General features: G+C 74.7%; 12 protein-coding genes. 6 read left to right on the top strand and 6 right to left on the bottom strand.

All coding sequences use genetic code 11. The annotated features are described in order from the left end of the window. Positions 1–143: 143 nt before the first annotated feature. The 5 genes from AB0947_RS13430 to AB0947_RS13410 are packed head-to-tail and all read left to right on the top strand — an operon-like array spanning position 144 to position 5,499. Complete coding sequence (locus tag AB0947_RS13430) at positions 144–1,814, top strand: lipid II flippase MurJ (RefSeq protein WP_366750481.1); 1,671 nt, start codon at positions 144–146, stop codon at positions 1,812–1,814. Further along, positions 1,798–2,559: a polysaccharide deacetylase family protein gene (locus AB0947_RS13425; protein ID WP_366750480.1), complete on the top strand. Its 762-nt coding sequence runs from the start codon at positions 1,798–1,800 to the stop codon at positions 2,557–2,559. Before AB0947_RS13430 ends, AB0947_RS13425 begins: the two co-directional genes overlap by 17 nt. Next, the gene (locus AB0947_RS13420) at positions 2,556–3,713 is read left to right on the top strand and encodes a glycosyltransferase (RefSeq protein ID WP_366750479.1); all 1,158 of its coding nucleotides are present in this window, start codon (positions 2,556–2,558) and stop codon (positions 3,711–3,713) included. Before AB0947_RS13425 ends, AB0947_RS13420 begins: the two co-directional genes overlap by 4 nt. Further along, positions 3,710–4,363 carry a lipopolysaccharide biosynthesis protein gene (locus AB0947_RS13415; protein ID WP_366750478.1) on the top strand — a complete coding sequence of 218 codons (654 nt, stop codon included), beginning with the start codon at positions 3,710–3,712 and terminating at the stop codon, positions 4,361–4,363. Before AB0947_RS13420 ends, AB0947_RS13415 begins: the two co-directional genes overlap by 4 nt. After that, complete coding sequence (locus AB0947_RS13410; protein ID WP_366750477.1) at positions 4,360–5,499, top strand: GNAT family N-acetyltransferase; 1,140 nt, start codon at positions 4,360–4,362, stop codon at positions 5,497–5,499. Before AB0947_RS13415 ends, AB0947_RS13410 begins: the two co-directional genes overlap by 4 nt. On the opposite strand, the gene AB0947_RS13405 is transcribed toward AB0947_RS13410, so the two are convergent. The 4 genes from AB0947_RS13405 to AB0947_RS13390 form a co-directional block, all read right to left on the bottom strand. Continuing rightward, positions 5,496–6,788 carry a glycosyl hydrolase gene (locus tag AB0947_RS13405; RefSeq protein ID WP_366750476.1) on the bottom strand — a complete coding sequence of 431 codons (1,293 nt, stop codon included), beginning with the start codon at positions 6,786–6,788 and terminating at the stop codon, positions 5,496–5,498. The genes AB0947_RS13410 and AB0947_RS13405 overlap by 4 nt on opposite strands. A 153-nt stretch (positions 6,789–6,941) precedes the next feature. Then, positions 6,942–7,805, bottom strand: a complete 864-nt coding sequence (locus tag AB0947_RS13400; RefSeq protein ID WP_366750475.1) for a chaplin family protein — start codon at positions 7,803–7,805, stop codon at positions 6,942–6,944. Between the two features lie 119 nt (positions 7,806–7,924). Then, a complete protein-coding gene (locus AB0947_RS13395) occupies positions 7,925–8,167 on the bottom strand; it encodes a chaplin (protein ID WP_366750474.1) in 243 nt (80 codons plus the stop codon). Positions 8,168–8,405: 238 nt separating this feature from the next. Beyond that, positions 8,406–8,804 (bottom strand): rodlin, encoded by a 399-nt coding sequence (locus tag AB0947_RS13390; protein ID WP_189885485.1) that lies wholly within the window; start codon positions 8,802–8,804, stop codon positions 8,406–8,408. A 247-nt stretch (positions 8,805–9,051) separates the two neighbouring features. Here AB0947_RS13390 and AB0947_RS13385 point away from each other — a divergent pair, with 247 nt between their 5' ends. Beyond that, complete coding sequence (locus AB0947_RS13385; RefSeq protein ID WP_366750473.1) at positions 9,052–9,456, top strand: rodlin; 405 nt, start codon at positions 9,052–9,054, stop codon at positions 9,454–9,456. A gap of 71 nt (positions 9,457–9,527) precedes the next feature. Here AB0947_RS13385 and AB0947_RS13380 read toward each other — a convergent pair whose 3' ends face one another. After that, entirely contained in the window at positions 9,528–11,450 is a 1,923-nt protein-coding gene (locus AB0947_RS13380) for an AMP-dependent synthetase/ligase (RefSeq protein WP_366750472.1), read from the bottom strand. A 105-nt stretch (positions 11,451–11,555) separates the two neighbouring features. Continuing rightward, the gene (locus tag AB0947_RS13375) at positions 11,556–13,037 is read right to left on the bottom strand and encodes a von Willebrand factor type A domain-containing protein (protein WP_366750471.1); all 1,482 of its coding nucleotides are present in this window, start codon (positions 13,035–13,037) and stop codon (positions 11,556–11,558) included. Between the last annotated feature and the right edge of the window lie 4 nt (positions 13,038–13,041).

Genomic DNA, 13,041 nt, shown 5'->3' with positions numbered 1-13,041 from the left:
CGGAACCGGAATCCAGCGCGCCCCGGCCGGTAGGTGACCCCCACCCGGAACCCGGCACCTCCTGGCCGGCACCCGGTGGGCACCCGCTGTCCGGCCCGCCCCGGCCGGCGCCGGACGCCGTGCCGGCAGGCGGGACCGGTGGGGTGCGTCTGCCCGGAGCCCGGCCGGCCGAGGCGGTCACGGGGGCGGGTCCGGTCGGTCCGCTCCGTCCCCCGGTGCCACCGGTGCCCCCTCCCGCCCGGCACGCGCCGCCGACACGGCGTTTCCTCGCCCAGGCCACCCTCGTCACCGCGTCGCTCTCCATGGCGGCGGCGCTGCTCGGGCTGGTGCGGGACCAGTCGCTGGCCCGGCTGTTCGGGGCCGGGCGGGACACGGACGCCTTCCTGGTCGCGTGGACGGTGCCGGAGTTCGCGGCGACGCTGCTGATCGAGGACGGGCTGGCCTTCGCGCTGATCCCGGCGTTCAGCATGGCCCTGGCCCGCCGCGCGCAGGGCGCCCCGGGCGATCCGGTGCGGGCACTGGTGGCCGGCACGCTGCCCCGGCTGGCCCTGGGTTTCACGGCGGTCGGGGCACTGCTCGCGGTGGCCGCGCCGCAGTTCGTCACCGTGCTCGCGCCGGGCCTGCCCGACCCCGCCCTCGCCGTGGACTGCACCCGGCTCACCGCGACCTGCGTGCTGAGCTTCGGCCTCGCCGGGTACTCCAGCGCGGCGCTCAGGGCCCACCGCCGCTTCCTGGCGCCGGCCGCGATCTACCTCGCGTACAACGTCGGCATCATCACGGCGATGTACGCGCTCGGCGGCCGGTGGGGGGTGCGGTCGGCCGCGTTCGGGGTGGCGGCGGGCGGCTGTCTGATGGTGCTGGTCCAGCTCCCTTCCCTGGTACGGCAGTTGCACCGCCGCCGGGCCGGCCGGACGGAGGCCGGGGCCGCCCCGGTCGCGCAGCCGCTGGCCGTGCCGCTGCTGGCCACCGTGCTGCTGTTCGCGCTGTGCCGGCAGTCGCAGGTGCTGATCGAACGGTTCCTCGCCTCCGAACTGCCCGCCGGGGCCATCTCGCACCTGAACTACGCGCAGAAGGTCGCGCAGATCCCGATGACGCTGTCGATGATGCTGTGCACGGTCACCTTCCCGGTGGTGGCCCGGGCGCTGGCCGACGGCGACACGGAGCGGGCCCGGGACCGGGTGGAGCGGGACCTGGCGCTGGCCGGCTGTCTGGTGCTGCTCGGCACGGCCGCGGTCGTGGCCTGCGCGCCGCAACTGATCGGACTGCTGTTCCAGCGCGGCGCGTTCACCGCCCAGGACACCGCGGCGACCGCCGGTGTGATGCGGGTCTACGCGCTCGGCCTGCTCGGCCAGACCCTGACCGGCGTCCTGGTCCGTTCCTACTTCTCGGCGGGCCGCGCCGCCTGGTACCCGGTGGCCGCGATGGCCGCGGGCATCGTCGTGACCTCCTGGACCGGTGCCTGGACGCTGGGGACCTGGGGGGTCACCGGGATCGCCGCCGCGAACGCCACGGGCATCACCCTCACCGCCGTGCTGCTCCTCGCCGGGATGCGGCGCGGGAGCGTGCCCGTCCGGACCGGGCCGGTGCTGCGCGAGCTGAGCCGGCCGCTGCGGGCGGCGGTGGTGGCCACCGTGGCCGGCGGATTCGCGGGGAGCATACCGGCGGGCCCGCTCGCCGGGCTGGCCGCCGGCGGCACCACGGTGACCGTCGTGTTCGTCCTGCTCGGCTGGGCGCTGGGCGCCCAGGGCTTCGCCCCCGCACTCCGTTCCGTACGCACCCTCACCCGAAAGCTCGCCCATGCCGTCCTCCGTTGAGTCCCCGGCCCCCGCCCGGCACCTCACCCCCGGCCCGGTCCCGTGGATCGCCATGTACCACTCGGTCGGCGACTGCTCCGACGACCCGTACCACCTCACGGTCAGCCCGGACCGGCTGGAGCGGCAACTGCGCTGGCTGCGCCGGCGGGGGCTGCGCGGGGTGTCGGTCACCGAACTCCTCGCCGCCCGCGCCCGGGGCGGGGGACGGGACCTGGTGGCGCTCACCTTCGACGACGGGTACGCCGACTTCCTCGGCAACGCCCTGCCGTCGCTGACCCGTTGGGGATGCACGGCGACCCTGTTCGTGCTGCCCGGCCGGCTCGGCGGCGACAACGCCTGGGACCCCCTCGGCCCGCGCAAGCCGCTGCTGACCGCCGACGGCATCCGGCGGGCCGCCGCCGCGGGCATGGAGATCGGCTCGCACGGCCTCACCCACGTCGACCTCACACGGGCCGGCGACGGCCTGCTGAGGGCCGAGACCGCCGGGAGCCGGGCGGTCCTGGAGGAGCTGACCGGCACCCCGGTCACCGGGTTCTGCTACCCGTACGGCACGGTCGACGGGCGTGTCGTGGAGGCCGTGCGGGAGGCCGGTTACGCCTACGCCTGCGCCATCGACCCCGGTGAGCTGACCGGCCCGCATGTCCTGCCGCGCGTGTACATCGGGCAGAACGACACCGCCGTACGCCTGTTCCTGAAGTACCGGCTGCACCGGCTGCGCCGGCGGCCCGTCGAGGGGCTGCGGTGAGGGCCCTGCACATCATCACCGGGCTCGGCGTGGGCGGCGCCGAGCAGCAACTGCGGCTGCTGCTGCGGCACCTGCCGGTGGAGTGCGAGGTGGTGACCCTGACCAACCCCGGGCCGGTGGCCGACGGTCTGGCGGCCGACGGGGTCCCGGTGACCCACCTCGGCATGACCGGGAACCGCGACCTGGCCGCGCTGCCCCGGCTGGCCGGGCACATCCGGCGCGGCCGGTACGACCTCGTGCACACCCATCTCTACCGGGCCTGCCTGTACGGCCGGATCGCCGCCCGGCTGGCCGGCGTCCGCGCGGTCGTCGCCACCGAACACTCCCTCGGCGACTCGCAGATGGAGGGCCGGCCGCTGACCACCGGGGTGCGCGCGCTGTACCTGCTGGGCGAGCGGCTGGGCCGCTCCACCGTCGCCGTCTCCCCCACGGTCGCCGCCCGGCTCGCCCGCTGGGGGGTGCCCGCGCCGCGCGTCGAGGTCGTGCCCAACGGCGTCGACCTGGCGCGGTTAGCCTTCGACCCGGACGCCCGCCGGTGCACCCGCGACCGGCTCGGGCTGCCCGCCGACGCGTTCGTCATCGGCGGCATCGGCCGGCTCGTCCCCGGCAAACGCTTCGACGTGCTGATCCACGCCCTCGCCCGGCTGCCCGCCGACTGCCGGCTGCTGCTGGTCGGCGGCGGCCCGCAGGAGCCCGCGCTGCGGCGGGCCGCGCGGGAGGCGGGGGTCGCCGGACGGGTGCTGTTCACCGGGGAGCGGCCGTACCTGCCGGACGGCTCCGCCGGACCCGGCCTGCCCGCGCTGGCGTCGGCGATGGACGTGCTCGCCGCGCCCTCCCCCGAGGAGGCGTTCGGCCTGGCGGTCGTGGAGGCGCTGGCGGCCGGACTGCCGGTGCGCTACACCTCCTGCCCCGCCCTGGAGGACCTGCCGTCCGGGGCCGCCCCGGACGCGGTGCGGGTCCCGTGCGACGCCGACGCCTACGCCCGCGCGCTCGCCGGGGTCCGCGCCGCCGGGCCCGGTCCGCGCACCGCCCCCGAGGCGGCCCGCCACTACTGCATCACCCGCAGCGCCGCCCGGCTCATGGACGTCTACGCGGCGGCGCTCGCCCGCACGGTCCCCCCGTCCCGATCCCCCGAGGGAGTCATCCCGTCATGACCGACAACCGCGTCCACCGCCGCCCCTTGCGCCCCTCCCGTCTGCGTGCGCTCCCGCCCTGGTCGCTGGTGGCGGCCGGGGTCCTCGCGGGCGGGCTGCTGGGCGGCGGGTACGGCGTGCTCAGGGCCCCGGAGTACACGGCGACCAGCTACGTCGTCGCCGTCCCCACCGAGCGGTCCGACACCGCGACCGCGCTGGGCTTCGCGCAGGCCTACGGCCGGGTCGCCACCCAGATCGCCGTGCTCGGCGACGCCCAGGCGTGGGCCGGGGTGCCGACGGCCACCCTGCGCGACAGCGTGCGCGCCGCGACCTCGCCGGACGCCCCGATGGTCGCCGTCTCCGCCACCTCCGACCGCCCGGCTAGGGCCGCCGACATGGCCAACGCGGTCGCCCGCGCGCTCACCCGGCACGCCGACGCCGCCGAGGCCGACACGCACGTCCACCTCGTGCAGTTCTCCCGCGCGGTGACGCCCGGCGCGCCCACCTCGGCGTCCGCCGGGGTGACCGGACTCGTCGGGGCGAGCGCGGGCGGGCTGCTCGGTGCCCTCGCGCTGCTGGTCCGTCCCCGGCGCCGGCCGCGGGAGGAGACGCTCCGCCCCGCCTCGGTGCCCGGTCCGGCCCTGGCCGCCGACGCGCACGGCCAGCTGTGACCGCGACCTACTCGCCGGGCCTCGCGCGTCCCGCCCGCCCCACGGAACTCGTCAGCGAACTCGTCACCGACGCCGACGCCTTCGCGGCGCTGGGCCCGGCCTGGGCGCGGCTCCACGCGCGGTGCGCCGCCGCGACACCGTTCCAGAGCCACGCCTGGCTGCACTCCTGGTGGCTGTCGTACGGACGGCGCGGGCGGCTCCGGCTGGTGGTGGTGCGGGCGGGCCGGGAGCTGGTGGCCGTCGCGCCGCTGATGCTGGTCCGCCGGCCGCTGCCCGCGCTGGTGCCGCTCGGCGGGACGATCTCCGACTACACGGACGTGCTGCTGGACGACGGCGACGACGGACGGGCGGCCGGCGCGCTCACCGAGGCGCTCAGGGACGCGGCCCGCACGGCGCTGGTCGACTTCGGCGAGGTCCGCCCGGGCGGTGCGGTGGAACAGGTCTACGACCGCTGGCGCGGGCCGCGCCGGACGCTGTGCGACTCGCCGTGCCTGGAACTGCCCGCCGTGTCCATGGAGGAGCTGATCGCCCGGCTGCCGTCGAAGAAGTCGGGGCAGCGGGTGCGGGCCAAGCTGCGCCGGCTGACCGCGCTGGGCGTGCGGCGGCGGACGGTGGGCCCCGACGAGGTCGACGCGGCGCTCGAACGGCTGCTGGAGCTGCACCGGATGCAGTGGCAGGGGCGGAAGGTGACGAGCGAGCACCTGCGGCCCCGGTTCCGCGAGCACCTGGTCCGCGCGGTGGGCCCGATGGTGCGCGCGGGGAACGCGGTGGTCACCGAGTTCCGGCTCGGCGACGAGGTGGTGGCCGTCGACCTGACCCTGCTCTCGGGCGGCCTGGCCGGCGGCTATCTCTACGGCGCGCATCCGGGACTGCGGCAGCGGAAGGCGGACGTGGCGGTGATGCTGCTGGACGCCTGCGCCGAGCACGCCGGCGACGGCCGGCGCGGCACGCTGAGCCTGCTGCGCGGCGACGAGCCGTACAAGCACCACTGGCGGCCCGAGCGGGTCGTCAACCGGCGGCTGCTCATGGCCCGGCGGCGCACCGCCCCGCTGCTGGCGGCCGCGCTGTGCGACGCGGCCGTCCGGCAGCGGGGCCGGGGGGCGGTGCGGCGGTGGCGGGAACGGGGGCGGGGTTAGCGGTTCCGCGACCACCAGTCGAAGGGGAGGCAGAGGTTTCCGCCGAGCCAGTACCCCCAGTTGCCCGGGCCCAGCGACGAGCAGCCGGCCGGGGGCCCGGTGGTGGGGGCCGACGTGGGGGCCGGGGGCGGCGGGGGCACCGGGCCGGGCTGCTCGGTGCGGCCGTACAGGGCGGCCCGGTAGATCCGTGACGAGCGGGGATTGGCCGCGCACTGCCACACGCCGTGCGGGCAGTAGTCGGTCAGCGTGTTGTACAGCGGCTTGTGCTCGTCGATCCAGTCGAGCATGCGCCGCATGTACTCGGCGTCGTCACCGTTCTGGAAGAGCCCCCATTCCGGATAGGACAGGGGCTTGCCGTGGGCCTTCGCGAAGTCCACGTGCTGCTGGAGGCCGTAAGGCTCGGCGACCTGGTCGTCGAAGGACAGCCCGCTGGGCTGGTCGTAGGCGTCCATGCCGATGATGTCGACCGTGGCGTCGCCGGGGTAGCACTCCGTCCACGGTACGGCGTCCCGGCCGCGGCTCGGCGTGAAGTCGAACCGGAACCGCTGCCCCGGCACCGAGCGCATGGTGGTGACGATCCTGTTCCAGTACGTCTTCCATGCCGCGGGGTCCGGTCCGCAGCGGTGGGTGTAGGTGGTGCCGTTCATCTCCCAGCCGGGCACGATCACCGTGTCCGGCACCTTCAGCTCCACCAGCCGCTCGGCGAGGGCCCTGAAGTGGTGGTCGAACGCGCCGTCCGCGGCCTGCCGCAGCAGCCACCGCACCTGGACGTCCGAAAGGCCCTCCTCGTTGCGTTCCTGCATTGGCACGTTGAGGACGAGCGTCCGGTCCGCCTTCTCGCGCCGCCACCGCGCCCAGGGGTCCAGGAAGCCGGGCGCTCCCTCGATGTCCTGCCAGCGGTCACCGGGCAGGTAGGTGTGGGCGACCTTCACCTCGGTCCCGCCGAGCCACTGGCTCACCTCGGCCATGCGCGCGACACCGCGCGGCCCGGAGTCGAGGAACATCCCGAAGTCCGGGACGGCCCGGCCGGACGCGGGGGGCACGGGGCTCTGCGCGGGGGTGGCGGGGAGGGGGACGGGCGGTGTCACCGGTGCGGGGGCCGGAGGAACGGGCGGGCTGGAGGGGGCCGCCGGGGTGGTCGGGAGCGGGGTGGGCGGGACCGCGGCACGCGCCGTTCCGGGGCCGGTGTCGAGCCCGGGGCCGGCCGCCAGGGTGACCGACGCGACGACCGCCGCCGCGAGGACGGCGGCCGGCCGCGTGGACCGGGTCCTGCGCTGTCGCGGAGCCATGCCCGCTCCTTTCCCCAGTCCCCTTCGAAGTCCCGCCCCGCGCCGTCCGGCCGCTGATGCCCGGTCAGGTCCGTACGGCCGGCCGACCGGGGGTGCGGGGGGGGGTGGGGCGGGTGCGGCGGGGTGCAGGCCCTCGGTCCGGCACCCGGTGGGCTAGCGACGGGAGGCGGACCGGCCTCGCCGGTACAGGACGGCCCCGGCCGCGATCAGGGCGGCGCTCGCGGCCGAGGTCGCGATCATGGCCGGGCCGTCGCCGCCGGTGTGCGCGAGCACGGGCGGCTGCTCCGGGTGCTCCTCGCCCGGCGGCGTGGTGTGCCCGCCACCGGGAGGCGTGCTCTCGTCGCCGCCGTAGGGAGGCGGGGTCGTCTCCTCACCGCCGTACGGGGGCGGGGTCGTCTCCTCACCGCCGTACGGGGGCGGAGTCGTCTCCTCACCACCGTACGGAGGGGGAGTCGTCTTACCACCGCCGTACGGAGGCGGAGTCGTCTCCTCACCACCGTACGGAGGGGGAGTCGCCTTGCCACCGCCGTACGGAGGCGGAGTCGTCTCCTCACCACCGTACGGAGGCGGAGTCGCCTTGCCACCGCCGTACGGAGGCGTGGACTGGCCGCTTCCCGAGGGAGGCGTGGAGTGGTGGCCGCCGGGGGCCGGGCTGCCGTACCCGGAGTCGTCCGAGTCGCCGTACGCCGAACCGCCGTGACCCGGGTTCTCCGAACCGCCGTACCCGGAGCCGGCGTGCTCCTCAGCGGCGTCGTGGCCCGGCCGGCCGTGGGCCGACACGGCGGCGCAGGAGTTGGCGAATGCCGGGTTCAGCGCGGCGGCCACGTCGACGGAGTTGCCGCAGACGTTGACCGGGATGTTCACGGGTGCCTGGATGTTGTTCCCGGACAGCACCCCGGGGGAACCCTGCGCGGCACCGTGCGCGTGGGAGTCGGCGAGTGCGGAGCCGCTGTACAAGGACAGCACGCCCGTCGCAGCGGCGGCCACGGCCATGCCCTTGCTGAGTGTCTGGCGCAATCTCGTGGTCTTTCCTGCTCGAAGAAGTGGGACGGCCGGCCCCGGTGCGCGGAATCGACGGATCGGCGGTCCGGGGCCGGCCAGTGCGCAGCCGAGGGCTGGGGCGTTGTGCCGCGTCGTCAGTGCTTGTGAACGTCGCTGTTGATGCAGGTGTTGCCGGCCGCCGGGTTCAGCAGACCGATGACACTGATCGTGTTGCCGCAGACGTTGATCGGAATGTGGATCGGGACCTGGACGACGTTTCCGGACAGGACGCCCGGGGAGTGCGCGGCGACGCCGTTGGAGTCGGAGTCGGCGAGGGCGGGTCCGGCCAGGCTCAGGGCCAGGAGGGCGCCCGCAACGGCAGCAACGGTCTTCTTCATGAATGTTCCCTTCTCTGGGGCCGAGCCCCATTGACGGCCAGAACCGTGTGAGCACGACGCGAACGGTCGCGGCACGGAACGAGAGATTGACAGAACGGAACACCGCGGAACGCGGACCGCACGACAATCACTCGATCGCACCGCTCCCTCACGCTTTTCCCCTCGCCGGAATAAGCGGAAAAAGGCCCGGGAAGTCCGCGGATAACGCAGCGGACGACCCGGGCCCTGCCGGTTCGGCTCAGCTCTCGCCGTTGGCCGAGAGGACCGACAGGTCCTCCAGGACGTGCGAGACCGCGCCGTCGCGCTTGGCGTTGGTGGAGTTGTCGTTGCACTGCTGCTGCAGGTGGTCCGACAGGATCGGGATGTCCTGCGCGGTGACACCGATCAGGGCGTCGACCGCGACGTCGACGTCCTGGACGCCGACACACGGCTTGTTGAGCGAACCCTGCACCAGCGAGAGCTGCGGGCTCATGTCGCCCTTGGTCGCCGAGTTGCCCCACGACGACGCGGCGCCGTTGCCATTCGCGACGGTCGGTCCGTCGTCGTTGCCGATGGCAAGCGCCTGCGGCGCGGCCGCCACCGCCATTCCCACGACAGAAGCGGCGGTCGCGGCGGCGACCATTGCCTTCTTGAGCACTTCGCGTTCCTTTCCTCGTAGCGACGCATGCCCTACGGCCTCATCAACCCGGCGCGTCGGGAATGGTTCCGCTGATTCACTCGGTTGGAGCGCAATGGCCCGGGAGGTGACGAGAAGTCATCCATCCGAAAAGCACACCACCAGCCCACCGCATCGGCCGAGAGGGTGAACGGGAGAAACCAGGGAGGGTCGGCGGAGTTGACCAGTTCGCTCCGGTGGACGGGGTTTCCTCAGAAAGGACTGGCCAGTGATCAAGAAGATTGTTGCCACTGCGGCCGTCGCCGCTTCCGCCATGGGCGCCTCCGCCGCCGCGGCACCGCAGGCGCTGGCGATCGGCAACGACAGCGGCCCGACCGCCGCCAACGGCAACGGCGCTTGGCAGAGCTACGGCAACTCGGCCACGTACGGGAACATGAGCCCGCAGATCGCCCTGATCCAGGGCTCTTTCAACAAGCCGTGCATCGCCCTGAACGACATTCCGGTCGGCGTCGGCGCCCTCATCGGTGTCAACGTCCAGGACATCCCGATCCTGTCGGACCACATGCAGCAGCAGTGCACCGAGAACTCCTCGAACGTCAAGCGCGACGGCGCGCTGGCGCACCTGCTGGAGGACGTGTCGATCCTGTCCCAGAACTCCGAATCCGGTCACTGAGCCCGGTCCGCGAAGCGGGTCGCCGAGTCCTCGGCGGCCCGCTTCCGCGTGTCCGCGGCCCGGTCGGCCGGTCAGCGCCGGTACAGCTCCTCGATCTGCTCCGCGTACGCGGCCGTCACCGCGTGCCGCTTGACCTTCAGCGACGGGGTCAGCAGCCCGTTCTCCTCGGTGAACTCTCCGTCGACCAGCGCGAACGCGCGGATCGACTCGGCGCGGGAGACCGCCTCGTTGGCGTGGTCGACCGCCTTCTGCACCGCGGCGCGCAGCCGCTCGTCGCGCACCAGCGTGGACAGCGGGGTGTCCGGCGGCAGCTTCCGTACGGACAGCCAGTGGGCGACCGCTTCCGGGTCGAGGGTGATCAGCGCGGCGACGAAGGGCCGGTTGTCGCCGACGACCAGGCACTGGCCGACGGGTGGGCGGCTGCGCAGCCGGTCCTCCAGGACGGACGGCGAGACGTTCTTGCCGCCGGAGGTGACGAGGATGTCCTTCTTGCGGCCGGTGATGGTGAGGTATCCGTCGTCGTCGAGCGCGCCGAGGTCACCGGTCGCGAACCAGCCGCCGTGCAGTACGGCGTCCGTGGCGGCCGGGTCGTTCCAGTACGACGTGAAGACCACCCCGCCTCTGATCAGCACCTCCCCGTCGTCGGCGAGGCGCACGCAGACGCCCGGCACCGGCCGGCCGACCGTGCCGGGGCGGGGCGTGAGCGGCGGCACGATCGTGGCGGCGGCGCTGGTCTCGGTGAGGCCGTAGCCCTCGTAGACGGCGATGCCGGCCGCGAGGAAGAACAGGTTGAGGTCGCGGTCCAGTGGGGAGCCGCCGCTGATGGCGTACCGCGTCCGGCCGCCCAGCTCCTTGCGGATGCGGCGGTAGACCAGCAGGTCGTACAGCGCCCAGGCGGCGTACAGGCCGGGTCCCGGGCCCTTGCCGGTGCCGAGGAACTTCCGCAGGTGGGCCTCGCCGAAGCGGACGGCGACGCGTTCGGCGCGGTCGAAGGAGGCGGCCCGGCCGAGTTTCTCCGCGGTGGCCCGCCCGGTGTCGTGGATCTTCTCGAAGAGGTACGGCACCCCGACCAGGAAGGTGGGCCGGAACTCCTTGAGCGCGGGCCGCAGTTCGTCGGGTCGCACGCTCGGGAAGTGGCCGGTCTCGATGCGGGCCAGCAGGCAGGCGAGCTGGAGGGTGCGGCCGAGGATGTGGGCGAGCGGCAGGAAGAGCAGCGTGGACGCGGCCTGACCGGTGACCGCCTGGAAGACGGGGTGCAGCAGCTCGACGGTGTTGGCCGCCTCGGCGTGCAGGTTGGCGTGGGTGAGGACGCAGCCCTTGGGGCGGCCGGTGGTGCCGGAGGTGTAGCAGAGGGTCGCGATGGTGTCGGGACCGAGCGCCCCGCGCCGCTTGGCGAGTTCGTCGTCGGGGAGGTCCCGGCCGAGGACGGCGAGGTCGCCGAGGGCGTCGGCGTCGAGCTGCCACAGGCGCGGGGGGTGCGGGTGGCCGGCCGTGCCGGTGGTGACGGTGGCGGCGTTCGCCATGGTCTCGGTGACGACGAACCGGGCCCCGGAGTCGCGGACGATCCACTCGACCTGCTCGGCGGAGGAGGTCGGGTAGACCGGCACGGACTGGCCGCCGGCCGCCCAGATCGCGAAGTCCAGGACGGTCCACTCGTAGCGGGTGCGGGACATCACCGCGATCCGGCCGCCGGGTTCGAGCCCGGCGGCGACGAGCCCCTTGGCGACGGCGGCGACCTCGGCGGCGAAGGCGGACGCGGTCACCGGGTGCCAGGCGCCGTCGCGGTCGCGGCGGCGCAGCAGCACGGCGTCGGGGGTCCCGGCCGCGTGCGTGAACGGCAGGTCTGCCAGGGAGCCGGTGGTGAGCGGGGGCGCCAGGGGTGCGGCGCGCACCTCGCGGACCGCGCCCGTGGCGTCCCGGACCACCTCCACCGCGGCGCGGTCCGCGAGATCGGCGTGCTGCCGTGCCCGTTTCAGATCCCTGCGTACGCCCATGACGGCTCCCGGTGGCGGTGCGTGGCCTGCCCAAGGTCCTTACCGAAAAGTCAACTTACTCGTAAGTAAGGAAAGGTCAATGGGCCCGCGGGGATCACTCGGAGTTCACTCCGCGGGCTCGGTGCCGCTCGCCTGGCGGATGGCGTCGGCGAGGCCGCGCACGTCGGCGTCCTCGGTGCTGGCGGCCAGCCCGGCGGCCCTGCGGGCGAGGCCGGTCAGGCCGGGGGCGCCGGGGAGGGCCGGGCGGTCCGCCGAGCGGATGCGCAGGGCGTCGGCGAAGTACGCCGCGACCGCGGTGACCTGGAAGCGGGGGCTCGCCCGCCAGACCGAGCCGGCCAGGGCCCCGGTCTCCAGGCCGCCCGACGCCTCGTGCGGGTCGCGGGTCACCGGGTCGAGCCAGCGGACGGTGGCGGTGGCGAGGTGACCGCGGGCGCCGTGCCGGGTGTGGACGGCGTACAGGGCGGTGACGGTGTGCCCGGGGCCCACCTCGCCGCCGTCGACCCGGTCGTCGCGGAAGTCCCGGTCGGCGATCCTGCGGTCGTCGTAGCCGATGAGGCGGAAGGCGGTGACGGTGTGCGGGTCGAAGGCGACCTGGGCCTTGGCGTCCCGGGCGGTCAGCTCGATGTTCCTCGGGAGCTGGCCGGCGAAGACCTCGTCGGCCTCGCCGGGATCGGAGACGTACACGGTGTGGCCGTCGCCCCGGTCGGCGAGGCGTTCCATGAGGGAGTCGCCGTAGGTGCTGCCGACGCCGACCCCGAAGAGGGTGATGCCGTGTTCGCGGCGGGCGTCGTCGATCCGGCGGAGGATCGCGTCCGCGCTGGTCTCGCCGGTGTTGGCGAGGGCGTCGGAGACGAGCACCACCCGGTTGGTGGCCCCCTTGCGGGCGCCCTCCACGGCGGTGGCGTAGCCCTCCTCGACGCCCGCGCCGAGGTTGGTGGAGTTCTGCGGCTCCAGGCTGTCGACGGCGTCGCGGACCGTGCCGCGGTGGCCGCCGAGCCGGGTCATCGGCAGCACGGTCTCGGCGTCCTCGCTGAAGGTGACGAGGGCGACGGAGTCGTCGTCGCGCAGCCGGTCCGCCAGGGTGGTCAGGGCGTGCTGGGCGAGGTCCAGGCGGCCGGGTTCGCCCATGGAGCCGGAGGTGTCGACGACGAAGGTGAGCGCGGCGGGCGGGCGGTGCGCGTCCGGCGCGGCGGGCCGGGTGGCGAGGCCGACGCGGACCAGGGACCAGTCCGCCTCGCCGGTGCGGGCGCCGTCGACGGTGACCGTGAAGCCGTTGCCGTCGGGCCGCCGGTAGTCCTGGCGGAAGCTGTTGACGAACTCCTCGGGCCGCACGGTCCGCGGATCGGGCCTGCGGCCCTCGGCGAGGGTGCGGCGGGCGTAGGTGTAGGAGGCGGTGTCGACGTCGAGCGCGAAGGTGGACAGCCGGCCGCCGGCGTCCTGGCGGACCAGGCCGGACCCGCCGTCGCGGGCCTTGCCGTCGGCCGGCCGCGCGGCGCCGCCCGCGCTGCACGCCGTCAGCAGCAGTCCGGCCGCGGCCGTGAGCGCGAGCAGCGCCCGCCGTGTCTGTCGGTCCCCGTACCGGTCCATCGCG

It is taken from the genome of Streptomyces sp. NPDC047841 (assembly GCF_040704085.1).
GTDB lineage: Bacteria > Actinomycetota > Actinomycetes > Streptomycetales > Streptomycetaceae > Streptomyces > Streptomyces argyrophylli.
The sequence above is the reverse complement of the archived record's forward strand: the minus strand, read 5'-3'. Positions and strand labels throughout refer to the sequence as shown.